Source organism: Lentzea kristufekii, assembly GCF_033949925.1.
GTDB classification, from domain to species: Bacteria; Actinomycetota; Actinomycetes; order Mycobacteriales; family Pseudonocardiaceae; genus Lentzea; species Lentzea kristufekii.
In genome coordinates this window covers 447,323-470,666 of sequence record NZ_JAXAVV010000002.1, presented here as the reverse complement: position 1 = coordinate 470,666, position 23,344 = coordinate 447,323, and the positions used below count along the sequence as shown (strand labels likewise).

Here is a 23,344-nt window from a genome sequence, read left to right as displayed (position 1 = left end):
TGTCGAGCCACACCACTAGAAGGTGACGCGCCCATGCAAGACTTCCTCACCGCCGCCGCGATCCTGATCGTCGGCGGAGCGGCCGTCCTCGTCCTGTGGCGGGGCACGCGCAACAAGCAGTCGCTCTCGACCGAGGCCCAGCGCGTCACCTACGAAACCCTCCACACGGCCTGGTCCGCCGCACCCCCGCTGCGCGCGGGCCTGGTCCCGGACGCAGCGAAGAAGTCGGCCCGCCACCTGCGCACGTTGCTGGACACCCCCGCCCTGGCGCTGACCGACGAAACGGAGGTCGTCGCCTGGGAAGGCGTCTCCGACCACCACGCGGCCGACGCCATGACCCAGGCCGAGGACGTCTTCCTGACCGGCCGCACCCAGGCGTTCGACATAGGCTGCACCGAACCGAACTGCCCGATCAACTGCGCCGTGGTCGCTCCCCTGACCGTCGAGGGCCGCGTGGTCGGCACCTTGGCCGCCTACTCCCGCGAGGCCTCCGCGGGCCTGGTCCGCGCGACGAACCAGGTCGCCCGCTGGGCGGCGGGCCAACTGGAACTGGCCGAGCTGGACCGCTCCCGAACCCGCCTGGTCGAAGCCGAGGTGCGCGCCCTGCGAGCCCAGATCTCCCCGCACTTCATCTACAACTCGCTCTCCGCCATCGCCTCCTACGTCCGCACCAACCCGGAACGGGCCCGAACCCTGCTCCTGGACTTCGCGGACTTCACCCGCTACTCCTTCCGCCGCCACGGCGACTTCACCACCCTCGCCGAGGAGCTCCGCTCCATCGACCAGTACCTGGCCCTCGAACGAGCCCGCTTCGGCGAACGCCTGAAGGTGACGCTGCAGGTAGCACCTGAGGTGCTCCCGGTGACGGTCCCGTTCCTCTGCCTGCAACCCCTGGTGGAGAACGCCGTCCGGCACGGCATGGAGGGCAAGGTCGAGCCGGGCCACATCCAGATCTACGCGAACGACGGCGGCGCCGAGGCCCACATCACGATCGAGGACGACGGCATCGGCATGGACCCGGAGAAACTCCGCCGCACCCTCGCCGGCCAGGTGGACGAGTCCGCCGGAATAGGCCTGGGCAACATCGACGAACGCCTCCGGCGCGTCTACGGCGACGAGTACGGCCTGGTCGTGGAGACCGCCTGCGGGCTGGGCACGAAGATCACCGTGCGGGTGCCGAAGTACCACGCAGGCATCAACGACATTTGACTTCTCCCTGTCCTAAAGGACAGGGATTCCCACCCGCCGTGCGGCGGGTAGCGCTCACGCGCTGTGCCTCACGGCACGGGGTTCCTGTTTCATCGCCGATCGCGGAAGGGAGGGCCCTTGCCGTCTGACATCAGCTCCGCAGGCATCACCCGAATCGCTTCGGGTTACGGCTCGACCAGCCGCAAGGATGTTCTTCGCCGCGTTGAGATCCCGGTCATGCCGGGTGCGGCAGCCCGGACACGTCCAGTGCCGGGCGGACAAAGCAAGCTGCGCGAGCACGTGCCCGCAGACCGAACAAGTCCTGCTCGACGGGAACCAGCGGTCGATCACGACCAGCGTGCGGCCGGCCCGGTCGCACTTGTACTCCAGCTGCCTGCGGAACTCGCCCCAGCCCGCGTCGGAGATGGCACGGGCGAGGTGGCGGTTGCGCACCATGTTCCTGACCGACAGGTCTTCGATCGCGATCACGTCGGCCGAACGCACCAGAGCCGTGGTGGTGCGGTGCAGGAAATCCTGCCGGGCGGTGCGGACCTTGCGATGCGCACGGGCGACCTTGGCCCTGGCCTTGCAGCGGTTGCCGCTACCACGCTCGCAGCGAGCCATCCGTCGTTGATAGCGGGCCAGGTTGCGGGCCTTGCGAACCAGATGCCGCGGATTCGCGATCCGCTCACCGTCACTGGTCACCAGCAAGTCGGTCAAACCGAGATCGACTCCGACAGCATGGTCGGCGGGCTCGGCCGGGGCGGGCGTATCAGCGTCCACGGCGAACGTCAGATACCAGCGTCCGTCCGGCTCGCGGGACACCACCACCATCGTCGGCTCCAACGAGGCCAGGTCCACCTCGCCGAAAGACCACACGAACCGCAGCGGCGTGCTGGTCTTGGCCAGTGTCAGCACACCCTCACGCATCCGGAACGCCGAGCGGGTGTAATGCGCGCTCTGCCGCCCGGTACGGGACTTGAACCTCGGCAAGCGGGCCCGCCCGGCGAAGAAGTTGCCGAACGCGGTGTGCTGATGGCGCAACGTCTGCTGCAACGGAACCGACGACACCTCCGACAGAAACGCGAGTTCCCCGTGCGTTTCCACCCGGTCAACGCGGCATCGGTCTGCCGGTACGAGGTACGCGCACCCTCCGCGCGGTAACGGTGGTTCCGCTCACTCAAAGTCCTGTTCCACACCAGACGCACACACCCGAACGTGCGGTTCAACACCACAGCCTGCTCAGGGTTCGGGTAAGCCCGGCACTTGTACGCCGTTCGCACCAACCACAACCTACCGGGAGCACCATGACGACCACCACGCAGGACCGCCCGCCTGCACACCGAGTGCTTGGACCGTCCCAACTCCGCCAGGACACTCCTGGCGAAGTCCAGAATCCTCCCCGATTTGAACACTGGGGCCTCCACCGGAGGCCGTGGTGACCGCACGGGTCCTTGATCCGTTTCCGTGCCACGCCAAGTTCGAAGACCCACGAAAACGCCGGAGCCACCCTTCCGCAGGGTGACTCCGGCGAAGCCAGAAACCAGCCTCAGCCGGCAGCCTTGGCAGCCCGACGATCCGCAGCGTCCAACACCGCCCGAACCCAGTCCAACTCGTCGGTCCCACAGGCCCCCTCAGCCGCGGCACGACGAAGCCGGACCCAAAGCCCCAGATCGGTCCACTCCTGGAACCGCCGGTGCACAGTGGGCACAGTCACCCCGAACGAAGCGGGCAGATGCCGCCAAGCGCACCCGGACGTCAGCACGAACACGATGGCGGTGAACACCGACCGGTTGCAGACCCGGCCACGCCCGCCACCCTGGCGGCGGACCTTGGCCGGCGGGATCAGCGGTTCGACGACGGCCCACAGGTTCGCGGACACCAGGCGGGCCGACAGCTGTTCGATGACGTCACCGCGGCCGGGCTCCTGCTCCGAGGGCCACGCGGACGTGCGCATCCAGGAGTCCCGGGGCGTCATGTCGGCGGGGCGCGGGTCCTGGCGGGCGGACTCGGCGCGCTGGCGGGAGCGGAGCAGGGTGGCCAGGGCCGTGTCCTCGGCCGTGGTGCGGCGCTGGGGGACGGCGTAAGCCTGGTGTTGCTGGGCGTGGCGCGTGATCTCGGCGCCTACCGTGCGGCGGAACGACGGGTTGCCCACGAGGCGCGGGTCCACCGGCTGGCCGTAGCGGACCGGGGTCTGGGTCACGGCCGCCTGGCGTGGTGGGACCTGGCGCGGTGGGACCTGACGGGGCGGGACCTGGCGCGCGAGGCGCGGGTCCGGGGTGCGAGCGAACTGCGAGTCGGTCATGGTGTGGTCCTCCGCCAGGACTTTTCCGTCAGGTGACAGCGCTCACAGTAAGAAGGCAGGGCGAAAACAGGTAAGTACGTAGGCCATAAAAGGCGATGAGCGGCTGCGCCGTGGCGATGCGCGGCTCGCCCTGTTGAGACGAGTGGTGCACTGTCTGCGACGAACGGATAACCGGTCGTGGTACCGCTCTCACGATCGGGTGGCGTCGCGATCGCTCCATCCCGGTGATGATCCGTCGTTGACGCCCCGGATACCGTCGAGGCGTGAAGCTCTTGGCCACCAGCGACCTGCACGTCTCCTACCAGGACAACCGCGACGTCGTGGCGGCGATCACCCCGCCGGACCCGGCTGACTGGCTGATCATCGCCGGGGACGTCGCGGAGAAGTTCGACTCGATCGAATGGACGCTGCGGACGCTCCGCCCGAAGTTCGGCCAGGTGATCTGGTCGCCGGGCAATCACGAGCTCTGGACCACCAAGGACGACACCAACCAGTCCCGCGGCGAGGTGCGCTACAAGCAGCTCGTGGAGCTGTGCCGCAGCCTCGACGTGATCACGCCAGAGGACCCGTACGTCACGTTCGACGGCCCCAAGGGCCCGGTCACTGTCTGTCCGCTCTTCCTGGGCTACGACTACTCCTTCCGGCCGCGGGGTGCCACGGACGTGCAGTCGGCCCTCGCCATCGCGCACGAGGCGGGCGTGGTGTGCACCGACGAGTACTTCCTGCACCCCGACCCGTACCCGTCCCGCGAGGCGTGGTGCGAGGCGCGCGTGCGGGAGACCGAGGAGCGGCTCGCCCGGATCAGCGGGCCGACCGTGCTCATCAACCACTACCCGCTCGTCCGCGACCCCACGTTCGTGCTGCGCTACCCCGAGTTCGCGCTCTGGTGCGGCACGACGCTGACCGCGGACTGGCACCGCAGGTTCAACGCGGTCGAGATGGTCTACGGCCACCTGCACATCCCCCGCACGACGGTCTACGACGGAGTGCGGTTCGACGAGGTCTCGCTCGGTTACCCGCGCGAGTGGAAACCACGCGGCACCACCCAGGTGAAGCTGCACGACGTGCTGCGGGAGTCATAAGTGCTGGAACAGCTGTTTCCCTCGCCCATCGCGGTGGTGGAGCGGTACGACGACGACGAGCCGGTCGAGCTCTTCCCCGAGGAGGAGGCCCAGCTCGGCAACGCCGTGCCCAAGCGCCGGTTCGAGTTCGGCACGGTCCGGGCCTGTGCCCGCGAGGCCATGCGGGCCCTGGACGTCGCACCCGCCGCCATCCTGCCGGGCCCGAAGCGCGAGCCGCTGTGGCCGGACGGCGTCGTCGGCAGCCTCACGCACTGCGCGGGCTACCGGGCCGCGGCGCTCGCGAGGACGAGCGACTTCGAGACGATCGGCATCGACGCCGAACCGCACCTGCCCGCGCCGGACGGCGTGCTGGGCGCGATCGCGATCCCGGCCGAGCTCGGCCGGATGGCCGATCTGAAGGCCGAAGACCCGAAGATCTGCTGGGACCGGTTGCTGTTCAGCGCCAAGGAGACCACCTACAAGGCCTGGTTCCCGGTCACCCGGCGCTGGCTCGGCTTCGAGGACGCGGACATCACGCTCGGCCCCGACGGCACGTTCCACTCGCGCATCCTGCTGCCCGACTCCCCGATCACCGGGTTCGACGGCCGCTGGCTCGTCCAGGGCGACCTCCTCGTCACCGCCATAGCCGTGCCCGCGCGCGGCTGAGGGGTCTGTCCTGTTGTTCCGGAACAGGACACACGAGTGTCGGATTGATCAACCATGGTGCACAGTGGTGGGGTGAACCCTCGACCGCCGGGAGGCCACCATGGGCGAGGACGTCGCGAAGCACGAGTTCACGCGCGAGGACCGAACGCGGTACCGCACCAAGGTGCGGCGTTGCCTCGACGTGTTCGCGCGGATGCTGCGTGAGGCTCGCTTCGACTTCGAGAGGCCGATGACCGGTCTCGAGATCGAGATCAACCTCATCGACGAGAACGCCGATCCGGCGATGAAGAACCACGAGGCGTTGCAGGTCATCGACGACCCGGACTTCGTGACCGAGCTCGGCCAGTGGAACATCGAGATCAACGTGGCCCCGCGCCGGCTCGCGGGCGGCGGCATCACGGCCTTCGAGGAGACCGTGCGCCGCAGCCTCAACTCCGCCGAGCAGAAGGCCCGCGAGGTCGGCGCGCACATGGTCATCAACGGCATCCTGCCGACCTTGCGCCCCAAGGACATCTCCCCCGACCTGCTGTCGGGCAACCCGCGCTACGCGTTGCTCAACGAGCAGGTGCTGGCCGCGCGGGGCGAGGACCTGCAGATCTCCATCGACGGCGTCGAGCGCCTGCACCTCACGGCGAACTCGATCGTCCCCGAGGCCGCCTGCACGAGCACGCAGCTGCACCTGCAGGTCAGCCCGGAGCAGTTCCCCGCCTACTGGAACGCCGCCCAGGCCATCGCGGGCGTGCAGGTCGCGATCGGCGCGAACTCGCCGTTCTTCCTCGGCAAGGAGCTGTGGCGCGAGACCCGCATCGCCTTGTTCCAGCAGGCCACCGACACCCGTGGCGACGAGCTCAAGGCCCAGGGCGTGCGGCCGCGCGTGTGGTTCGGCGAACGGTGGATCAACTCGATCTTCGACCTGTTCGAGGAGAACGTCCGCTACTTCCCGGCGCTGCTGCCGATCTGCGACGACGAGGACCCGCTGGCGGTGCTCGACAAGGGCGACACTCCCGCGCTGAGCGAGCTGAAGCTGCACAACGGCACCATCTACCGCTGGAACCGGCCCGTGTACGACGTGGTGCGCGACCGGCCGCACCTGCGCGTCGAGAACCGCGTGCTGCCCGCCGGACCGACCGTCGTGGACACCCTGGCCAACGCGGCGCTGTACTTCGGCCTGGTGCGCGCACTGGCCGAGGACGAACGTCCACTGTGGTCGCAGATGAGCTTCCAGGCGGCCGAGGAGAACTTCAACGCCGCCTCGCGCAACGGCATGGACGCGCAGATGTACTGGCCCGGCGTCGGCACGGTGCCGGTCGTCGAACTGGTGCTGCGCCGTCTGCTGCCGCTCGCCCACGAGGGACTGATCCGGTGGGGCGTCGACTCGGCGGAGCGCGATCGTTTACTGGGCGTCATCGAGCAGCGGTGCCTCAGCGGCGTGAACGGCGCCACCTGGCAGGCGCGGGAGTTCCACCGGCACTACGACCACACGCACATGGACCGGGCGGACGCGCTGCGCACGATGCTGCGGACCTATGTGGACCTGATGCACGCCAACGAACCCGTGCACACCTGGCCGTTGACGTAGAAGAACGAAGGGGTGGTCGCGACAGCGACCACCCCTTCGCCGCGTTCACCTGATCAGGACGTCGGGAAGTTGTCCGGCGTGCGAATGCGCTCACGCACCCAGACACCGGCCGGCTTCAGGACGCTGGTGCCCGCGAACGTGGTGCCCGAGCAGGTACCGGTCTTGAACACCGCACCCGTCAGGCCGTCGTCGGAGTAGTTCCAGTTGGCCCACGAGATCTTCTTGCGGGCCATCAGGTCGATGTACTTCTGCGACATGGTGAAGTCGTTCGACCCACCACCGGACGCGGCCTGCGTGCCGAACTCGGTCACGAACACGGGGACCTGGCTCGACACCTGGTCCAGGACGCTGAGGTACGAGTCCTGGTGCGCCTGGGCGTAGAAGTGGAACGAGTACATGAAGTTCGTCGCGTTGACCTTGTTGTTCAGCACCTGCGACGGGCTCTGGCCGTCGGAGTGGCCGAAGGTCGACCAGCCGTTCGTGCCCGAGACGATGAGGCTGTCCGGGTCGATGTTGCGGATGACCGGGATCATCTGCTCGGCGTAGGACTTGACGCTCGCCCACGACGTGCCGTTCGGCTCGTTGGCGATGTCGTAGATGATGTTCGTCTTGTCCTTGTGCCGGTTGGCGATCTCCGTGAAGAACGTCTTGGCGCGCGACAGGTTGTAGTTCGGGTCACCGGGCGAGAGCTGGTGCCAGTCCACGAGGACGTAGATGCCACGGCGCGTGGCTTCCTCGATGTACCCGTGCATCATGTCGGTGAACTTGCGGGGGTCGGTCTCGTAACCGTCCTCCTGGATGTACATGGCGACGCGGATGAAGTCCGCGTTCCAGTCGTTCACCAGCGCGTCCCACCACTGGGACTTGGAGCACTGGTGGTACCACTGGATGCCGTGCGTGCTCATGCCCCGCAGCTGGATCGGCTTGCCGTACTGGTTGCAGAGCTGCACACCGCACACGCGCAGCAGGCCGTTGATGTCGTGCGGCCTGGTGCCGCCGGGCGTGCCCGGCTGGGTGCGCACCGAGATGGAGTTCGACGCCCCGGACAGGTTGCCCGCCGCGTCACGCGCCTGCACGGTGAAGGTGTACGCGGTGTCCGGCGTGAGACCGGTGACCGTGTGCGTGGTGCCGGACGCGGTCTGCCCGTTGGACAGCACGTACCCGGTCACGCCCACGTTGTCGGTGGACGCGTTCCACGCCAGCGACACCGAGGACGCCGTGGTGCCGGTCGAGCGCAGGCTGCCGGGAACCGAGGGGGGCGCGGTGTCCGGCGTGCCCGACTGGGCGTCGACGTCGACGCGGTCCAGGTTCGGGCCGCCGTTGACCGTCGTCGCGACGGTCTTGATCTTGTTCGAGCCCGCGTTCAGGGTGACGGTCGTGGACTTGGTGGTCCACGACGTCCACGCGCCCGTGCTCGGGAACGAGAACTGGCTCGCCACCACCGAGCCGTTCACCGAGATGTCCATCGGGCGGTTCGCCGTCTGGCCGTTGGCGAACCGGAACGTGAGCGTCGCCGGACCGGCGGTGCCCGCGTTGACGGTGAACTCGACGGAGCTGCCGACCTCGTTGTCGTAGTTGACGAAGCCGGAGCCGGTGAAGCCGGCGTGGTTCGACTCGACGAGGCCGTTGGAGATGGTCGCGCTCTCCGCCTGGTACTGGACCGGAGCGGCGACCGCGACGGCCGGGACGACAGCGAGTGTCAACGCTGCCGGGACGACCAACAACAGGGATCTGGCCACAGGGTGCCTCCTGTGTGAGGGGGACAGCAGGGCGCGGCGGCGATTTAGTTAAGAAGGTTTCCTATCAGTAGTGGCTTGAATCACAGCACTAGACCACTGCTCGTGTCAACAAATTCGGGCGACCGGAACAAGTGGGATGAGGCATCCTCGATCACCTGATGCGATCCACAGTCACCGTGACACCAGCACAGCTTCCGGAGGTGCTGCTGCACGTCGCCGTCGTCCGACCGGTCTTCCTCTGGGGAGCACCGGGTATCGGCAAGTCCTCGTTCGTCCGCAGGTTCGCCACCGAGCTGGGCCTCGAGTGCGTCACGCTGCTGGGCACGCAGCTCGCGCCGGAGGACCTCATCGGAGTTCCGGAACTGGTCGGTGGCCGATCCCGGTTCGCCCCGCCGGAGTCCATCGCGCGGCACGACCCCTACTGCCTGTTCCTCGACGAGCTGAACGCGAGCTCCCCCGAGGTGCAGAAGGCGTTCTACTCGCTGATCCTCGACCGGCGCATCGGCTCCTACGAGCTGCCGAAGGGCTCGATCGTGATCGGCGCCGGCAACCGGGCGGTCGACAACGCCCTGGCGCGTCCGATGGCGTCCGCACTCGTGAACCGCATGATCCACGTGCACCTCACGGCGTCCGCGCGCGATTGGCTGGCATGGGCGCGTGAGAGCAACATCCACCCGTGGGTGCTGGAGTACCTCACGCAGCGCCCGGACCACCTGTGGAGCGCGGCGCCGAAGGTCGAGGAGTCGTTCTCCACGCCGCGAGGCTGGCACATGCTGTCCGACGCGCTGCACTCGTTCGGCGACGACATCTCCGAGGACCTGCTCGGGGTGCTGGCGTTCGGCACGGTCACCGCGAACCACGCGTCGATGTTCAAGGCGTACGTCAAGACCGTGCGCAACGCGTTCGGGCTGGAGGCCGTGCTGCGCGGTGACGTCCGCTGGCCGTCGGCGCCCCAGGACCGCGACCTGCTCTACTTCCTGGGCGAGGCGTTCCGCGCGCGGCTGGTCAAGGAACTGCCGCACGACAAGACGCACGCGTCCCCGGCGGGCAAGCAGCTCGCGCACCGGGGCAAGGCGCTGCTGCTGGAGCTGGCGGAGCTGTCGCTGGAGATCGCGCAGATGGTGATCGCGGCCGACGACGACGGCAATCCCGTGCTGCCCGCGTGGTTCCTCGTCGAGGTCACCCGCGATCTGCCCCGGCTGGTCGCGGCACGCGCATGAGCAAGCGCGGGAAGGCTTTCGTCGACCAGGCCGCGCTGGACTTCGAGGCCGCACGCGCGGAGATCCGCCTGCACCCGCTGTTCGCACCGTTGAGCAGCTACGAGAGCCGGAACTCCGACCACCCGTGGGCGGACATCTCGCTGGACGGATCGCTGCGCGCGCATCCGACGCGCAAGGCGAGCGAGGCCGAATGGGTGTGGGTGTTCGCGCATTGCTTGCTGCACCTGGGGTTCGGCACGGCGTCCTGCGACGACGTGCTGGACTTCCAGCCCGCGATCCGGCTCGGCACCCGTCCGTTCTCTTGGGAGCCGGGCCGGTGCGTGCGGGGCGGACCGGCCGAGGCCCCGGAGAGGTGGGCAAAGCGGTTCGCCTCCGGCCTGTCCAACGCCGCCGTCGCCGCGATCGACGTGGCGGGCGGCGCGCGGTCGTCGCTGTCCGACTCCCGGCCGGTGCGCAGCGAGTGGGATCTCGCGCTGAGCTGGTTCGTGTCGGACTACCCGTTGCTGGGCGCGCTGGCGTCGACGATGAAGGTGGTCGCGGACGCGGAACTGGCACGGGGCTGGGACATCTCGATCGCTGCGGTGTCCACGGCCTCGGCCGAGATCTACGTGAACCCGCTGGCCAGCTTGACGAAGCAGGAGTGGCGGTTCGTCCTCGCGCACGAGATGCTGCACGCCGCGCTGCGCCACTGCGACCGCGTCGGCGGGCGGGACCCCTACCTGTGGAACATCGCCGCGGACTTCGTGGTGAACGGCTGGCTCGTCGAGATGGCCGTCGGCTCGGCACCGGAAGGCGTGCTGCACGATCCGGAGCTGCGCGGCCTGTCTGCGGAGTCGGTGTACGACCGGATCGCGGTGGACCTGCGGCGGTACCGGAAGTTGCTGACCCTGCGGGGCCACCACCAGGGCGACCTGCTCGGTGAACCGTTGCGCGGGCCCGCCGATGTGACGGATCTGGACGAGTTCTACCGGCGTGCCCTGCTGACCGGCCTGAGCTACCACAGCTCGTCCCGAGGGCTCCTGCCCGCCGGGCTGGTCGAGGAGATCCGGGCGCTGGAGCACCCGCCGCTGTCGTGGGACGCCCAGCTGGCGCGGTGGTTCGAGGAGTTCGTTCCGGTGGTGGAGAAGCGGCGCAGCTACGCGCGTCCGTCGCGGCGGCAAGCGTCCACTCCGGACATCCCGCGGCCGGGCTGGATGCGGCCGGAGTCGCTGGAGTCGCGGCCGACGTTCGGCGTCGTGCTCGACACCTCCGGCTCGATGGATTCCAAGCTGCTGGGCAAGGCGCTGGGCGCGATCGCCTCCTACGCCGCGGCACGTGACGTGCCCGCCGCACGCGTGGTTTTCTGTGATGCGATGGCATACGACGCCGGATATGTGCCCGTGGAGGACATCGCGGAGCGGGTGACGGTGCGCGGGCGCGGCGGCACGGTGCTGCAGCCCGGCATCGACCTGCTCGAACGCGCGGACGACTTCCCTTCGGGCGGACCGATCCTGGTGATCACCGACGGGCGGTGCGACGTGCTGCGGATCCGGCGCGAGCACGCGTTCCTCATACCGGCGGGCGCGCACCTGCCGTTCCGCGCGCGTGGCCCCGTGTTCCGGATGTCCTGATGGAGATCGCCTGTGACGAGTCGGGGTCCGAGGGCGAGAAGCTCGTCGGCGGCGTCACGGCGGTCTTCGCGCACGCCGGGGTCTCGTTGTCCGAGGCCGAGGCTTCGGGGTGCGTCGAGTCACTGCGCCAGATGATCAAGTCACCTGCCTTGGAATACAAGGCGAACCACCTGCTGCGGACGAAGAACCGCTGGGTGCTGCTGTGGTTCCTCGGCCCGGACGGTCCGCTGGCCGGTCGTGCCCGCGTGCAACTCCTCGACAAGCGGCGGTACCTGGCCTCGCGGGTGCGGGCGGAGTTCGGCTCGGTGACCGGGCCACTGGAGCTGTACAACGACCTGCTGCGCGCCCGCGGCCCGCGCGGGGCGCTCGACCCGTTGTTCCCGGCGATCCTGCGGACCGTGGCGCAGTGGGACGGGCCGGTGTCGATCGTGCACGACCAGCAGCTGTCGCTGACCGCCGGACGGATCCAGCGGCTCAGGGAACTGGCGCCACGGCTGGAAAGCCTGACGCTGGTCGACTCGCAGCACGACGCCCGAGTGCAGGTCGCCGACTTCCTGGCGGGCATCGCGCGGCGGGTCGCGGAGGAGGAACTGAACGGAAAGCCGGACCGAGAGGTGATCGAGTTGCTGATGCCGTTCGTCGTCGGGCCTACGATGTGGAATGCCTGATGCCATATTCGCCGACCCCAGGTTGGCAAAAATCTACGACGCCTTCGACGGGCCTCGCCTCGACCTGGAGTTGTATCTCGGGATCGCGGCCGAGGTGGAGGCGAGGAGCGTGCTCGACATCGGGTGCGGAACGGGACGTCTGGCGGTGCTGCTCGCGTCGTCCGGCCGGACGGTCGTCGGAGTGGATCCGGCGCTGGCCTCGCTGGAGATCGCCCGCGCCAAGGAGTCCCGCGTCACCTGGATCCACGGCGACGCCACCACGTTGCCCCCGATGTCGGTCGACCTCGCGACGATGACCGGGAACGTCGCGCAGGTGTTCCTCGGAGACGACTGGGAGGCCACGCTCCGGGGTGTGCACGGGTCGCTGCGCCCCGGCGGGCACTTCGCGTTCGAGACGCGGCGGCCGGAGGAACGGGCCTGGGAGGACTGGGCCCGGGTGAAGCCGCGGGTGCTGGTCGGGGTGCGCGAGCAGTTCGACCTGCTCGACGTGAGCATGCCGTTCGTGTCGTTCCGCCACACCTACGGTTTTCCGGACGGCTCGGTGATCACCTCGGACTCGACGCTGCGGTTCCGCTCACGCGCCGAGGTCAGCCACAGCCTGGTGCGCTGCGGGTTCGAGGTCGTCGACGTGCGGGACGCGCCGGACCGGCCGGGCCGCGAACACGTGTTCCTGGCGCGCAAGGTCAGCTGACCAGCGCCGGCTGCTTCCAGGCCTGCACCAGCCACGGCAGGATCCTGGGCAGCCGGTCGGCCACGATGTCGTGCAGCACCAGCACGATCCGGCCGGTGCGCACGGGACCGGCGTCGAGCCACACGACGTGCATCAGGACGCCGGTCTGCAGGTCGAGCCCCGCCTCCGCCTCCGCGAGGGCCGCGGGGGTGGCGGCGGCGGGATCCGCGACCTCGTGGTGCGCGAAGCCGGAACGACACAGCTCAGGATGCAGTTCCACCAGGGACTCCATGGCGGCGGCCAGACGTCCCACGCCCAGCCCTGCCCGAACCTGCACCGTAATGGTTCTCACGTTAGGAGAGCCTAACCTAGGTTCCACCCCGGATCACGCCCACTGAGTCCCAGGACACGGTCGAGCAGAGGCGCGTTCGAGCCGACCTCCACCGCGGCTCCGAAGAGCGAGCCGTCCCGGTCGTCCGGGCCGATCTCCGACACGAAAGCGTGGACGACCTGGAGCAGGTCCTCCTCGACCTCGAACTGCTGCCCCGTCGCCTTCGCGAGATCCCAGCCGTGCAGCACGATCTCGTCCAATGCCACAGCGGCCGCCACCTCACCGGGCAGGTCGACACCTCCTGCCCGGGTCATGCCCTCCCAGGCCTCCGGCGCACGCCAGGCCGTCGCGAGCTCGGCCAGCCGTTGCGGGACCGACTCCCGGAAGTCGAGCGGCAGCCGGGACGCGTCGCCGGAGCCCGCGCCCTCCAGCGGGGTCTTCAGCGCCGCCATCGTGAACGCGACGGACAGGCCGTTGACGTGGTCGAGCAGGTCGCCGACCGTGTAGTCCGGGCACGGGGTCGGCGCCTTCAGGTCGCCGTCCGTCACGTTGCGCACCAGACCCGCGAGCCGGTCCGCCGCGGGGGTCAGATCGAACATCAGTAGCCGTCGCCTCCCCAGAACTGTTCCTCCAACGTGTCCGCGGTACCGGCGAGCAGCTGGAGCGGGTCGGTGAACTCGTGGATGTCGAGGTCCTTGAGCGGCAGCGAGTGCCGCACCACGACGTGCTCCCCCATGATCGCGAGGCCGCACGCGACGGTGGAGTTGCCCACCTCCGCCAGCACCGCCCGGAGGTCGACGTCCTTGGCCAACCCGCACGGGGAGGCGATCTGCACCCACTCGTGCATCTTGTCGAGCACTTCCCGGACGATGATCACGACCTGCGTGCGGTCGTCCTCGTCCTCCTCCACGTCCCCGAAGGTGAAGAGGATCCTCAGCTCCTCGTCCTCGTCGTGGATGACGTCGTACTCGGCGCGGACGTAATCCGCGAGGTCTCCCCAACTCGCCATGGCGCAACCCTACTGGCCGCGATCGCCCACAGCCCCACGACGAGCACAGCGCCCACTTCGGCGATGAGCAAGATCCTCTCTATGTAGCCCAACGGGAACACGCGCCACCACCGAACGTCCGAAACCATGCCCATCACAATGGCGTACAAGATCGGCATGAATGCGACAACGCTCAACAAACCGGACGTCATCGTCCACTTGGCGTGCTTTCCCCACACGTGGTCCTTGAGCCACGGCCGCGCGAGCAGGATGACGGCGATCGGCAGGCTGACGAACGCGAGCATGCTGCCGAACCGGTGAATGCTGCCGCTGAGCTCGTTGGTGCCCATCGCCCAGTTCGTCTTCGGGAACGCGACCACGAGGAACAGCCCGGCCGACCACAGGGCGAGCGCGATCGAGCCGCCGGACCACCACCTCGTCAGCCCCTTGTGCGCCAGCACGCCGAGGATCGCGAGCGACCCGGCGGCCAGCAACAGCACGGCGACGTCGAAGACCGGGCGGTAGTCGCCCAGCGCGTACTCGCTGATCGTGCGGCGCAGCGGGCCGACGGTCAGGTCGAGCAGACCGACCATGGTGATCGTCGCGACGACGGCGAGCGAACCGCCGATGGCGGCCAGGCGAGGTATGAGCACATGACGGACAACGCCGGGATGAACGCGCCGGGTTCCTGGGTTCAGGAACCCGACAGGTTGCACCCAGGATCTCGACAGGTTCAGCCGAAGACGCTCCCGCACGTGATGTTGACCTGCGCTCCCGTGATCGTGCGCCCCCAGTCCGAGGCCGCGAACACCGCCGCCCGCCCGACGTCGCCGAGCGTCGCCGCCCGCCCGAGCAGCGTGTCGCCGACGATGTCCTCCTCGATCGGCGCCCGATGCTCCACTGGAATCGACTCGGGGATGCCGCCGGTCTGCAAGGTCACCACCCGGACGCCGTGCGGGCCGAGCTCGGCCGCGAGCTGGCACCGCATCGACTCCACCGCGTCGAACGCCGCGAGCAGACCACCGAGCCGCCACTTGCGGTGCGCCGACGGCTCACCGGTGCCGCCGAAGAACAGGATGACCCCGGAGCGCTGCCTGATCATGTGCCGGGCCGCCGCCCTCGACGTGAGGAACTTCGACCGGACCGCCGACACGACGGGACTGAGGTAGTCCTCGACGCTCATCTCGACCATCGGCGTGCCCTGGACGTCGTTGTCGGTGGTGACGTTGACGGAGATGTCGATCCGCTCGAACGCGGCGGCGTGCCGGTCCACCGCCTGCTCGTCCAGCGCGTCGACCACGGCGTACTCGGCGCCGAGCTCGGCGGCCTTGGCCTTGAGCGTCGCCTCCGTGCGGCCGGCCAGGTGCACGGTGGCGCCCGCTTCGGTGAACGCGGCGGCGATCGCGCCGCCCACGCTGCCCGCACCGCCGTAGATGACTGCGGTCTTCCCGTTGAGGTTCATCGGCTCGCCGGTCATGGTGTCGAGGCTAACTCGTCCAAAACCTCGCGGCTCGCTGATGACGACAGGCGTCTGCAAGTACCACCAACCCTTGATCGAATCGCCGTCGACCACACCCAACCTGTGTCCTGTCCGCTCGTACGTCCGTCAAGCTGTTGGTAGCAAGAAAGTGCCTGTTGATGTTGAGTTGGTGGTACTTGCAGACGCCATCAAGGCCGGGCGACGTGCTCGACGCCTAGCGCAGTGCGATGCGTGCCTCGGCCGCGACCGCCTCGGCCACCGCGGTCAGCGCCGGCGACTCGAGCTTCCACTGCTGCCAGTACAGCGGCACGGAGATGGTGCGGCCCGGCACGAGGTCGACGAGGCCGTCCTGGAGTTGTTGCGGTGGCACCATTCCCCAGCCGAGGCCGGCCACGATCGCCCGCACGTACACCTCGGACGACGGCACGTAGTGGCGGTGGTCCGAGGCACCACGGCCGCGGGTCAGCGTGCGCACGAAGCGGTCCTGCAGGTCGTCGTTGCGGTCGAACACGACGACCGGCGCGCCCGGCAGCCACGACTTCGGCGGGCCGTCCTCGTGGCGCTCCACAAAGGACTCCGAAGCCATTGCCGCGTAACGGATCTCGCCCAGCTTCGTCACCGAGCAGCCCGCCACCGGCTCGCGCGAGGACGTCACCGCCGCCATCACCAGGCCCTGCCGCAGCAACGCCGTCGTGTGGTCCTGGTCCTCGCGGTGCAGGTCGAACGAGATCCGCAGGTCGGGCGACACCCGTTGCAGGGCGGGCAGGAACCACGTGGCGAGCGAGTCGGCGTTCACCGCGATCGGCACCCGCACGACCGCGTCCGCGCCGAGCGCCGCGTCGAGGTCCTGGTCCAGAGCGAGCAGTTGCCGACCGTAGCGGACGATCACCTCGCCCGACGGCGTCAGCCGCACCGGGCGCGCCCGCACCAGCAGCACGCGGCCCGTCCGTTGCTCCAGGGCCTTGATGCGTTGCGAGACAGCGGAAGGTGTGACGTGCAGCGCGGCGGCGGCCGCGTCGAACGTGCCCGCGTCGACGACCGCGAGCAGCGTCCGCACCAGGTCGAGATCCATCACAGCCGCTAATGGTACGTAAGAATCTTTAGCTGGTCTCATCAAGACGGCGTAAATACCGTGGAAAGCGTGACTGACCTGCTGCTCGGCTTCGGCACCATGATGACCCTGATCGTCGCGATCGGCGCGCAGAACGCTTTCGTGCTGCGCCAAGGACTTCGGCGACACGCGGTGGCGCAGGTCGTCGCCGTGTGCGCCCTCTCGGACGCGATCCTGGTCGCGGTGGGCGTCGCCGGGTTCGGCGTGATCGTGAAGAAGTTTCCGCAGGCCATCGCGGTCGCGGCGGTCGTGGGCGGGATCTTCCTGCTGGGGTACGGGTTTCTGGCGGCGCGCAGGGCGTTCAGGCCGTCGGTGCTGAACGCGGGAACGGAGACGAACAGCCGGCCCGTGCTGACGGCGCTCGCACTGACGTGGCTCAACCCCCACGTCTACCTCGACACGCTGTTGCTCCTCGGCTCCATCGCGGCCGGACGGTGGCTGTTCGGGGTCGGCGCCGTGACGGCGAGCATCACCTGGTTCGTCGCGCTCGGGTTCGGCGCGCGGCTGCTCAGCCCGTTGTTCGCGAAGCCCCGCGCGTGGCGGGTGCTGGACGGCCTGATCGCCGCCGTGATGATCACTCTCGGGGTGACCCTGATCGCCGGGTCGTGATCATCACCAGCACCGCCGCGACGGCCAGGACACCGCTCGTCACGGGCGCCGCCGTCCCGGCGAAAAGGGACGCCGAAGCGAGGCCCGCACTGACCAGAGCACCGATGACGACCCGAGGCCGAAGATCACCCACGTTTCCGACCCTAGCCCACGACACGCGCATGTTGGGTGGTGATCCAGACCCCACCACCACATGTAGTATCTGCCGCGCCAGTGGTTCACCGACCCGACTCAACCGGGCCGGTGAGGCAAGAGGGAACCCGGTGGGAATCCGGGACTGCCCCGCAGCGGTGAGTGGGAACGAAAGCCGTCAACGAAGCACTGGGTCGCGAGACCTGGGAAGCGACGGCCGGTAGGCGCTAGAGGTACGCCCACGAGTCCGAAGACCTGCCATTGGTGTGCGCGCAAGCCTGCGCGCACGACACGGTGCCCCGAGGGAGGGCGGCTGTGTGCACCAGTGGTGTCGACCGCTGGCGCGCGCACGCGTTTCCTCGGGCCGATCTCGGAGGAGAGAGCGTGCCCGACCGCCTTTCAGTGGTCATCAACGAAGCTTGCGCCGACCTGCCCAACGCGTCGGCCGAGGCGGTTCTGGCCGAGACCAAGCGCAACCTCTACGACGGCATCACCGACGCCGAGCTCGCGCTCGCGCCGATCATGGCCGCCCGCACGATGGTCGAGCACGACCCGGACTACTCCTACGTCAGCGCCCGGCTGCTGCTGGACAAGCTCCGCGCCGAGGCCTGCGGAATCCCCTTGTCGCACGCCGAGATGACCGAGCGCTACCCGTCGTACTTCGCGGACTTCGTCCGCTACGGCATCGAGCTCGGGCAGCTCGACCCGCGCCTGGCCGACTTCGACCTGGCCAGGCTCGGCGCCGCGCTCGACGCCTCCCGTGACCTGAACTTCCAGTTCCTGGGCATGCAGACGCTCTACGACCGCTACTTCCTGCACCACGACGACCGCCGTTACGAGCTGCCGCAGGCGTTCTTCATGCGCGTCTCGATGGGCCTCGCCCTCGAAGAGGACGACAGGAACGCCCGCGCGATCGAGTTCTACGAGCTGCTGTCGAGCTTCGACTTCATGTGCTCGACGCCGACCCTGTTCAACTCGGGCACCACGCGCCCGCAGCTCTCGTCGTGCTTCCTCACCACCGTGGACGACGACCTCGCCGCCATCTTCCACGGCATCAGCAACAACGCGCTGCTCTCCAAGTTCGCCGGCGGTCTCGGCAACGACTGGACCCCGGTGCGCGGCATCGGCGCGCACATCAAGGGCACCAACGGCAAGTCGCAGGGCGTCGTGCCGTTCCTCAAGGTGGCCAACGACACCGCGGTAGCGGTGAATCAGGGCGGGCGCCGCAAGGGCGCGGTCTGCGCCTACCTGGAGACCTGGCACATCGACGTCGAGGAGTTCCTCGACCTGCGCAAGAACACCGGCGACGAGCGGCGCCGCACGCACGACATGAACACCGCGAACTGGGTGCCGGACGAGTTCCTGCGCCGTGTGCGCGCGAACGGGCAGTGGACGCTGTTCTCCCCCGACGAGGTGCCGGACCTGCACGACGCGTTCGGCAGCGAGTTCGCCGAGAAGTACCGCGCGTACGAGGAGAGGGCCGGCAACGGCGAGATCAAGGTCTTCCGCCGCGTGCAGGCCGTCGACCTGTGGCGGCGCATGCTGACCATGCTGTTCGAGACCGGCCACCCGTGGATCACGTTCAAGGACCCGTGCAACCTGCGTTCGCCGCAGCAGCACAGCGGTGTCGTGCACTCGTCCAACCTGTGCACCGAGATCACGCTGAACACCGCGGCCGACGAGGTCGCGGTCTGCAACCTCGGCAGTGTCAACCTCGCCCGGCACGTGACAGAGGCCGGCATCGACCACGCCCGGCTCGAGAAGACCGTGCGCACCGCGGTGCGGATGCTCGACAACGTGATCGACGTGAACTACTACACGATCCCGGAAGCCAGGAACTCCAACCTGAAGCACCGGCCGGTAGGCCTTGGCCTGATGGGTTTCCAGGACGCGCTGTTCACGCTCGGCACGCCAATGGCGTCGCAGGAGGCCGTCGAGTTCGCCGACCGCAGCATGGAGGAGATCAGCTACTACGCGATCTCCGCGAGCGCCGAGCTGGCGCGGGAACGCGGCGCCTACGCGTCGTTCGAGGGATCGTTGTGGAGCAGGGGGATCCTGCCGATCGACTCGGTCGAGGTCCTGGCCGCCGCGCGCGCCGAGGGTGAGCTGGAGCAGAACCGCGAGTCCACGATGGACTGGGCGCCGGTCAGGGAGATGGCCCGCAAGGGCATGCGGAACTCGAACGTCATGGCGATCGCGCCGACCGCGACCATCGCGAACATCACCGGCGTCAACCAGTCGATCGAGCCGCTGTACCGCAACCTGTACGTGAAGTCGAACATGTCCGGCGACTTCACCGTGATCAACCCCGACCTGGTGCGGGCGCTCAAGCAGCGCGGGCTGTGGGACGAGCGGATGGTCTCGGACCTCAAGCTGCACGACGGCAGCCTCGGCGCGATCGACCGGGTGCCGCCGTACCTGAAGGCCCTGTACGCCACGGCGTTCGAGGTCGACAGCTCGTGGCTGATCGAGGCCGGCAGCAGGCGTCAGAAGTGGATCGACCAGGCGCAGTCGCTGAACCTGTACCTCTCGCAGCCGAGCGGCCGCAAGCTCGACGAGCTCTACCAGCTGGCGTGGCTGCGCGGCCTCAAGACCACGTACTACCTGCGCACGCAGAGCGCGACGCACGTGGAGAAGTCCACGTTGCAGGGCACCGACGGCAAGCTCAACGCCGTCTCCCCCGTCGCAGTGGACCCGAACTGCTCCATCACCGACCCCGAGTGCGAGGCCTGCCAGTGACCGAGAACCTCATCGAGGCAGGCGCCGCGCGCGTCTCCGTCGACGACAAGGCGATGATCAACTGTCGCGCCGACGTCAACCAGCTGCTGCCGCTCAAGTACCACTGGGCGTGGGAGAAGTACCTGGCCGGCTGCAACAACGCGTGGATGCCGACCGAGGTCTCCATGCAGGCCGACATCGGCCTGTGGAAGTCGAAGGACGGCCTGACCGACGACGAACGGCTGATGATCAAGCGCAACCTCGGCTTCTTCGCGACCAGCGAGTCGTTGGTGGCCAACAACATCGTGCTCGCGGTGTACCGCCACCTCGCGAACCCGGAGTGCCGCCAGTACCTGCTGCGGCAGGCCTTCGAGGAGGCTGTGCACACCCACACGTTCCAGTACATCTGCGAGTCGCTCGGCCTCGACGACGGCGAGCTTTTCAACATGTACCGCGAAATCCCGTCCATCACGGACAAGGCCGCGTGGGCGCTGCAGTTCACGCAGCACCTGGAGGACCCGGAGTTCAGGACGGGCACGCCCGAGACGGACCAGGCGTTCCTCAAGGACCTCGTCGCGTTCTACGTGGTCTTCGAGGGCATGTGGTTCTACACCGGCTTCGCGCAGATCCTGTCGCTCGGCCGCCGCAACAAGATGGTCGGCATCGCCGAGCAGTACCAGTACATCCTGCGCGACGAGTCGATCCACCTGAACTTCGGCATCGACGCGATCAACCAGATCAAGATCGAGAACCCGCACCTGTGGAACGACGTGTTCCAGAAGGAGGTGCGGACCATGCTCGCGGAGGGGTGCGAGCTGGAGATCGCCTACGGCCGCGACACCATGCCGAACGGCATCCTCGGCCTCAACGCCGAGCTGTGCGAGCAGTACATGCGGTTCATCACGAACCGCCGGTGCGCACAGCTAGGCCTGGAGCCGGTGTGGGAGCCGGTCGAGAACCCGTTCCCGTGGATGTCGGAGATGATGGACCTGAAGAAGGAGAAGAACTTCTTCGAGACCAGGGTCATCGAGTACCAGAACGGCGGATCACTGGAGTGGTGAGCTGAGCCGCACGGCCTTGGGGAGCCCGGCCCGGTCCGCCACCGGCCACGCCAGCGGATCGGGTCCCAGTTCCACCAGCGCGGCGACCTGCAGACGCGACCACGGGGAGATCTCGCGCGTGCCGTCCAGCACGCTCGCGGCGAACTCGCTCCACGGAACCCGCTCGGTCGAGTCGACCTCGTCCGGGTTGGGAGTCGGCTCGTCGTCGGAGAGCACGCGGAACACCGGGCACATCTCGTTCTCGACGACGCCGTCCATCTCCGCGCGGTAGCGGAAGGCCGGCAGCAGCAGTTCGGGCTCGGAGACCTTCATGCCGAGCTCGTCGCGCAGGCGCCGGAGCACGGCCTGGGCCATGTCCTCCTCCGGGAGGGGATGGCCGCAGCAGGTGTTCGTCCACAGACCGGGGAAGGTCTTCTTGTGCAGCGCGCGGCGGGTGAGCACGGTGTTGCCCGCCGAGTCGAAGACGTAGCTGGAGAACGCCAGGTGCAGCGGGGTGTCCGCGTGGTGCACCACTGCCTTGTCCTCGACGCCGATGGCCGAACCGTCCTCGGCCAGGAGGACCACCTGTTCCACAGTCACGGACACCACGTAATCACACGCGGGCCAAGATCGGGAACCGCGCGGTCGGGTGAGCTTGAGCGGGGAGATAGCCGGACCATAGGTGTCGCAGGTCACTCTGGGGGCATGACTTCCCCGTTCGCACAGGCTCACACCATGTTCCTGGTGCTGGTCAGCCCGGCGGGCCAGTACTCGATCTGGCCCGCGGTGCTGCAGGTACCCGCCGGCTGGCAGGTCGTCCACGGAGTCGCGTCCAGGCAGTCCTGTGCGGACTACGTGGACGCGCTCCGGTTCGACGTGCCGATGGCGGCCTAGCTGAGTTCCACCACCACTGTCACTCCACTAGAGCAGAGCGATGTGCCCGTGCGAAGAGGCACCGCCGTGCTCGTTGTTCCCCGCGTACGAGGCCGTGAAGCCTTGCAGCAGCGTGGAGAGACCGACCAGCAGCGACACTTGCGCGTCACAGGTGGCCTTGCCGTACGCGTTGGTCGTCGCGGTGCAGAGCGGGTTGCCCTTCACCGTGCGGAAGACGACCTGCTGGCCGGCGACCGGCACCCCGGTGTGCTTGTCGGTCAGCGTCGCGTCGAGCGAGCGGACCGTGAAACCGAGGAGCCGCAACTGCAGCTGGGCGGACCCCGCCACGAGCTTCGACGTGGCGGGCGGCACGAAGTTGATCGCGATGCCCACCGGGTGCTGGCCCACGGCGATGGTGCCGGTGACCGTGTTCGACGCCGTGTCGATGACCGACACCGAATTGCTGTTGAAGTTCGTGACGTAGGCGCTCGCACCGTCCGGCGTGAGAGCCACGCTGATCGGGCGGTCGCCGACGAAGATCTTCTGCAGTTCGGTCATCGTCGTGAGGTCCACGACGGACACCGAGTCGAACTCGCTGTTCGTCACGTACGCGCGGGTTCCGCCGGGCGTCAACGCGATGCCGTGCGGCGTGAAGCCGACGGACGCGGTGCCGACGACGGTGCGCGAGGCGACGTCGATGGCGGAGACGCTGTCCGAACCCTTGTTGACCACGTACATCCGCGTGCCGTCCGCCGAGGCCGCGATGGCGGTCGCCGCGTTGCCGACGGCGATCGTGGCGACGACGGTGTTGGACGTCGTGTCGATGACCGAGACCTTGCCCGGCCCAGGAATGTCGTGCGTCACGTAGACGGCCGAACCGTCCTTGGTGACGACGACGCCGTCGGCGTTCGAGCCGACCGCGACGGTCGCGGTGACCGTCAGCGTGGCCGTGTCGACCACGGACACCGTGCCGTCCAGATAGTTGGTGACGTAGACGAAGCCACCACCGGGGGCGACCGCGACGCCCGCCGGGTGGGTCCCGACGGGAACCGACTTGTCGACCGTGTTGGTCGGCGTGTCGATGACCGTCAGCGTGTTCTGCACGGAGTTCGTCACGTAACCGCGAGTTCCGTCGAACGCGACCGCCGCCATGTACGGGGAGGTGCCACCGCCGTCAGCGATCGTCGTGGACACCGCGTTCGTGGCCGTGTCGATCACCGACACTCCGCCGCCGTTGTTGGCGACGTAACCGAGCACCCGGCCGGCGGGTGCCGCCTGGGCCGGGGTCACCACCAGTGCCGAGGTGACGGCAACCGCCATCACCAGTGGACGCAACCGCATTTTCACTTGCCTCCT

The 23,344-nt window shown here is 68.4% G+C and carries 22 protein-coding genes, 1 pseudogene and 1 riboswitch; of the genes and pseudogenes, 12 read left to right on the top strand and 11 right to left on the bottom strand.

Features of this window, described 5'->3' with window-relative positions; all coding sequences use genetic code 11:
* The first annotated feature begins 33 nt into the window (after positions 1–33).
* A complete protein-coding gene (locus tag SK571_RS05770) occupies positions 34–1,209 on the top strand; it encodes a sensor histidine kinase (RefSeq protein ID WP_319982977.1) in 1,176 nt (391 codons plus the stop codon).
* A 54-nt stretch (positions 1,210–1,263) separates the two neighbouring features.
* Here the strand turns inward: SK571_RS05770 and SK571_RS05765 are convergent, their stop codons facing one another.
* Together SK571_RS05765 and SK571_RS05760 are read right to left on the bottom strand one after the other, a co-directional pair.
* The gene (locus SK571_RS05765) at positions 1,264–2,244 is read right to left on the bottom strand and encodes an RNA-guided endonuclease InsQ/TnpB family protein (RefSeq protein WP_319982976.1); all 981 of its coding nucleotides are present in this window, start codon (positions 2,242–2,244) and stop codon (positions 1,264–1,266) included.
* Between the two features lie 505 nt (positions 2,245–2,749).
* Positions 2,750–3,145 (bottom strand): annotated as a pseudogene (locus SK571_RS05760) (transposase); the annotation flags it as partial.
* A gap of 611 nt (positions 3,146–3,756) precedes the next feature.
* On the opposite strand from SK571_RS05760, the gene SK571_RS05755 reads away from it, so the two are divergent.
* From SK571_RS05755 to SK571_RS05745, 3 genes are all read left to right on the top strand, one after another.
* Positions 3,757–4,575: a metallophosphoesterase family protein gene (locus tag SK571_RS05755; protein WP_319982975.1), complete on the top strand. Its 819-nt coding sequence runs from the start codon at positions 3,757–3,759 to the stop codon at positions 4,573–4,575.
* On the top strand, positions 4,576–5,220 hold the full coding sequence (locus SK571_RS05750) for a 4'-phosphopantetheinyl transferase family protein (RefSeq protein ID WP_319982974.1): 645 nt from the start codon (positions 4,576–4,578) through the stop codon (positions 5,218–5,220). It abuts the gene before it with no gap.
* A gap of 100 nt (positions 5,221–5,320) precedes the next feature.
* Positions 5,321–6,799, top strand: a complete 1,479-nt coding sequence (locus SK571_RS05745; RefSeq protein ID WP_319982973.1) for a glutamate--cysteine ligase — start codon at positions 5,321–5,323, stop codon at positions 6,797–6,799.
* A 53-nt stretch (positions 6,800–6,852) separates the two neighbouring features.
* Here SK571_RS05745 and SK571_RS05740 read toward each other — a convergent pair whose 3' ends face one another.
* Positions 6,853–8,538, bottom strand: coding sequence for a cellulase family glycosylhydrolase (locus tag SK571_RS05740; RefSeq protein WP_319982972.1), 1,686 nt, complete (start codon positions 8,536–8,538; stop codon positions 6,853–6,855).
* Positions 8,539–8,696: 158 nt separating this feature from the next.
* Here SK571_RS05740 and SK571_RS05735 point away from each other — a divergent pair, with 158 nt between their 5' ends.
* From SK571_RS05735 to SK571_RS05720, 4 genes are read left to right on the top strand one after another with little or no spacing between them, the layout of a single operon-like run.
* A complete protein-coding gene (locus SK571_RS05735) occupies positions 8,697–9,758 on the top strand; it encodes an ATP-binding protein (protein WP_319982971.1) in 1,062 nt (353 codons plus the stop codon).
* The gene (locus SK571_RS05730; RefSeq protein ID WP_319982970.1) at positions 9,755–11,368 is read left to right on the top strand and encodes a vWA domain-containing protein; all 1,614 of its coding nucleotides are present in this window, start codon (positions 9,755–9,757) and stop codon (positions 11,366–11,368) included. The genes SK571_RS05735 and SK571_RS05730 overlap by 4 nt, the downstream gene beginning before the upstream one ends.
* Positions 11,368–12,036 carry a DUF3800 domain-containing protein gene (locus tag SK571_RS05725; RefSeq protein ID WP_319982969.1) on the top strand — a complete coding sequence of 223 codons (669 nt, stop codon included), beginning with the start codon at positions 11,368–11,370 and terminating at the stop codon, positions 12,034–12,036. The genes SK571_RS05730 and SK571_RS05725 overlap by 1 nt, the downstream gene beginning before the upstream one ends.
* The gene (locus tag SK571_RS05720) at positions 12,029–12,727 is read left to right on the top strand and encodes a class I SAM-dependent DNA methyltransferase (RefSeq protein ID WP_319982968.1); all 699 of its coding nucleotides are present in this window, start codon (positions 12,029–12,031) and stop codon (positions 12,725–12,727) included. Before SK571_RS05725 ends, SK571_RS05720 begins: the two co-directional genes overlap by 8 nt.
* On the opposite strand, the gene SK571_RS05715 is transcribed toward SK571_RS05720, so the two are convergent.
* The 6 genes from SK571_RS05715 to SK571_RS05690 form a co-directional block, all read right to left on the bottom strand.
* Positions 12,720–13,058: a hypothetical protein gene (locus SK571_RS05715; RefSeq protein WP_266034553.1), complete on the bottom strand. Its 339-nt coding sequence runs from the start codon at positions 13,056–13,058 to the stop codon at positions 12,720–12,722. The genes SK571_RS05720 and SK571_RS05715 overlap by 8 nt on opposite strands.
* Before the next feature lie 11 nt (positions 13,059–13,069).
* Complete coding sequence (locus SK571_RS05710; RefSeq protein ID WP_319982967.1) at positions 13,070–13,636, bottom strand: TIGR03086 family metal-binding protein; 567 nt, start codon at positions 13,634–13,636, stop codon at positions 13,070–13,072.
* On the bottom strand, positions 13,636–14,046 hold the full coding sequence (locus SK571_RS05705) for a type III secretion system chaperone family protein (RefSeq protein ID WP_266034548.1): 411 nt from the start codon (positions 14,044–14,046) through the stop codon (positions 13,636–13,638). The genes SK571_RS05710 and SK571_RS05705 overlap by 1 nt, the downstream gene beginning before the upstream one ends.
* A complete protein-coding gene (locus SK571_RS05700; protein WP_319982966.1) occupies positions 13,971–14,678 on the bottom strand; it encodes a DUF998 domain-containing protein in 708 nt (235 codons plus the stop codon). Before SK571_RS05700 ends, SK571_RS05705 begins: the two co-directional genes overlap by 76 nt.
* A gap of 80 nt (positions 14,679–14,758) precedes the next feature.
* Positions 14,759–15,487, bottom strand: a complete 729-nt coding sequence (locus SK571_RS05695; protein ID WP_319983161.1) for an SDR family NAD(P)-dependent oxidoreductase — start codon at positions 15,485–15,487, stop codon at positions 14,759–14,761.
* Between the two features lie 232 nt (positions 15,488–15,719).
* The gene (locus SK571_RS05690; RefSeq protein WP_319983160.1) at positions 15,720–16,577 is read right to left on the bottom strand and encodes a LysR family transcriptional regulator ArgP; all 858 of its coding nucleotides are present in this window, start codon (positions 16,575–16,577) and stop codon (positions 15,720–15,722) included.
* Positions 16,578–16,676: 99 nt separating this feature from the next.
* On the opposite strand from SK571_RS05690, the gene SK571_RS05685 reads away from it, so the two are divergent.
* From SK571_RS05685 to SK571_RS05675, 3 genes are all read left to right on the top strand, one after another.
* On the top strand, positions 16,677–17,225 hold the full coding sequence (locus SK571_RS05685; RefSeq protein WP_319983159.1) for a LysE/ArgO family amino acid transporter: 549 nt from the start codon (positions 16,677–16,679) through the stop codon (positions 17,223–17,225).
* A 197-nt stretch (positions 17,226–17,422) separates the two neighbouring features.
* Positions 17,423–17,634: riboswitch (cobalamin riboswitch) on the top strand.
* Positions 17,635–17,741: 107 nt separating this feature from the next.
* A complete protein-coding gene (locus SK571_RS05680) occupies positions 17,742–20,096 on the top strand; it encodes a ribonucleoside-diphosphate reductase subunit alpha (RefSeq protein ID WP_319982965.1) in 2,355 nt (784 codons plus the stop codon).
* Positions 20,097–20,149: 53 nt separating this feature from the next.
* A complete protein-coding gene (locus tag SK571_RS05675; RefSeq protein WP_319983158.1) occupies positions 20,150–21,136 on the top strand; it encodes a ribonucleotide-diphosphate reductase subunit beta in 987 nt (328 codons plus the stop codon).
* On the opposite strand, the gene idi is transcribed toward SK571_RS05675, so the two are convergent.
* The gene (idi, locus tag SK571_RS05670) at positions 21,122–21,709 is read right to left on the bottom strand and encodes an isopentenyl-diphosphate Delta-isomerase (protein ID WP_319983157.1); all 588 of its coding nucleotides are present in this window, start codon (positions 21,707–21,709) and stop codon (positions 21,122–21,124) included. The two genes, SK571_RS05675 and idi, sit on opposite strands and share 15 nt — an antisense overlap.
* Positions 21,710–21,820: 111 nt before the next feature.
* Between idi and SK571_RS05665 the strand changes: the two genes are divergently transcribed.
* Complete coding sequence (locus tag SK571_RS05665; RefSeq protein WP_319982964.1) at positions 21,821–22,009, top strand: MbtH family protein; 189 nt, start codon at positions 21,821–21,823, stop codon at positions 22,007–22,009.
* Between the two features lie 27 nt (positions 22,010–22,036).
* Here the strand turns inward: SK571_RS05665 and SK571_RS05660 are convergent, their stop codons facing one another.
* Positions 22,037–23,329 carry a YVTN family beta-propeller repeat protein gene (locus SK571_RS05660; protein ID WP_319982963.1) on the bottom strand — a complete coding sequence of 431 codons (1,293 nt, stop codon included), beginning with the start codon at positions 23,327–23,329 and terminating at the stop codon, positions 22,037–22,039.
* Positions 23,330–23,344: the final 15 nt, after the last annotated feature.

Bases quoted from the DNA above. Each gene is read 5' to 3' on its own strand.
- SK571_RS05690 (WP_319983160.1), bottom strand. From the start codon at position 16,577: ATGGATCTCGACCTGGTGCGGACGCTGCTCGCGGTCGTCGACGCGGGC.
- SK571_RS05660 (WP_319982963.1), bottom strand. From the start codon at position 23,329: ATGCGGTTGCGTCCACTGGTGATGGCGGTTGCCGTCACCTCGGCACTG.
- SK571_RS05705 (WP_266034548.1), bottom strand. From the start codon at position 14,046: ATGGCGAGTTGGGGAGACCTCGCGGATTACGTCCGCGCCGAGTACGAC.
- SK571_RS05770 (WP_319982977.1), top strand. From the start codon at position 34: ATGCAAGACTTCCTCACCGCCGCCGCGATCCTGATCGTCGGCGGAGCG.
- SK571_RS05665 (WP_319982964.1), top strand. From the start codon at position 21,821: ATGACTTCCCCGTTCGCACAGGCTCACACCATGTTCCTGGTGCTGGTC.
- SK571_RS05675 (WP_319983158.1), top strand. From the start codon at position 20,150: ATGATCAACTGTCGCGCCGACGTCAACCAGCTGCTGCCGCTCAAGTAC.
- SK571_RS05735 (WP_319982971.1), top strand. From the start codon at position 8,697: ATGCGATCCACAGTCACCGTGACACCAGCACAGCTTCCGGAGGTGCTG.
- SK571_RS05720 (WP_319982968.1), top strand. From the start codon at position 12,029: ATGCCTGATGCCATATTCGCCGACCCCAGGTTGGCAAAAATCTACGAC.
- SK571_RS05745 (WP_319982973.1), top strand. From the start codon at position 5,321: ATGGGCGAGGACGTCGCGAAGCACGAGTTCACGCGCGAGGACCGAACG.
- SK571_RS05685 (WP_319983159.1), top strand. From the start codon at position 16,677: ATGATGACCCTGATCGTCGCGATCGGCGCGCAGAACGCTTTCGTGCTG.
- SK571_RS05695 (WP_319983161.1), bottom strand. From the start codon at position 15,487: ATGAACCTCAACGGGAAGACCGCAGTCATCTACGGCGGTGCGGGCAGC.
- SK571_RS05725 (WP_319982969.1), top strand. From the start codon at position 11,368: ATGGAGATCGCCTGTGACGAGTCGGGGTCCGAGGGCGAGAAGCTCGTC.
- SK571_RS05730 (WP_319982970.1), top strand. From the start codon at position 9,755: ATGAGCAAGCGCGGGAAGGCTTTCGTCGACCAGGCCGCGCTGGACTTC.
- SK571_RS05710 (WP_319982967.1), bottom strand. From the start codon at position 13,636: ATGTTCGATCTGACCCCCGCGGCGGACCGGCTCGCGGGTCTGGTGCGC.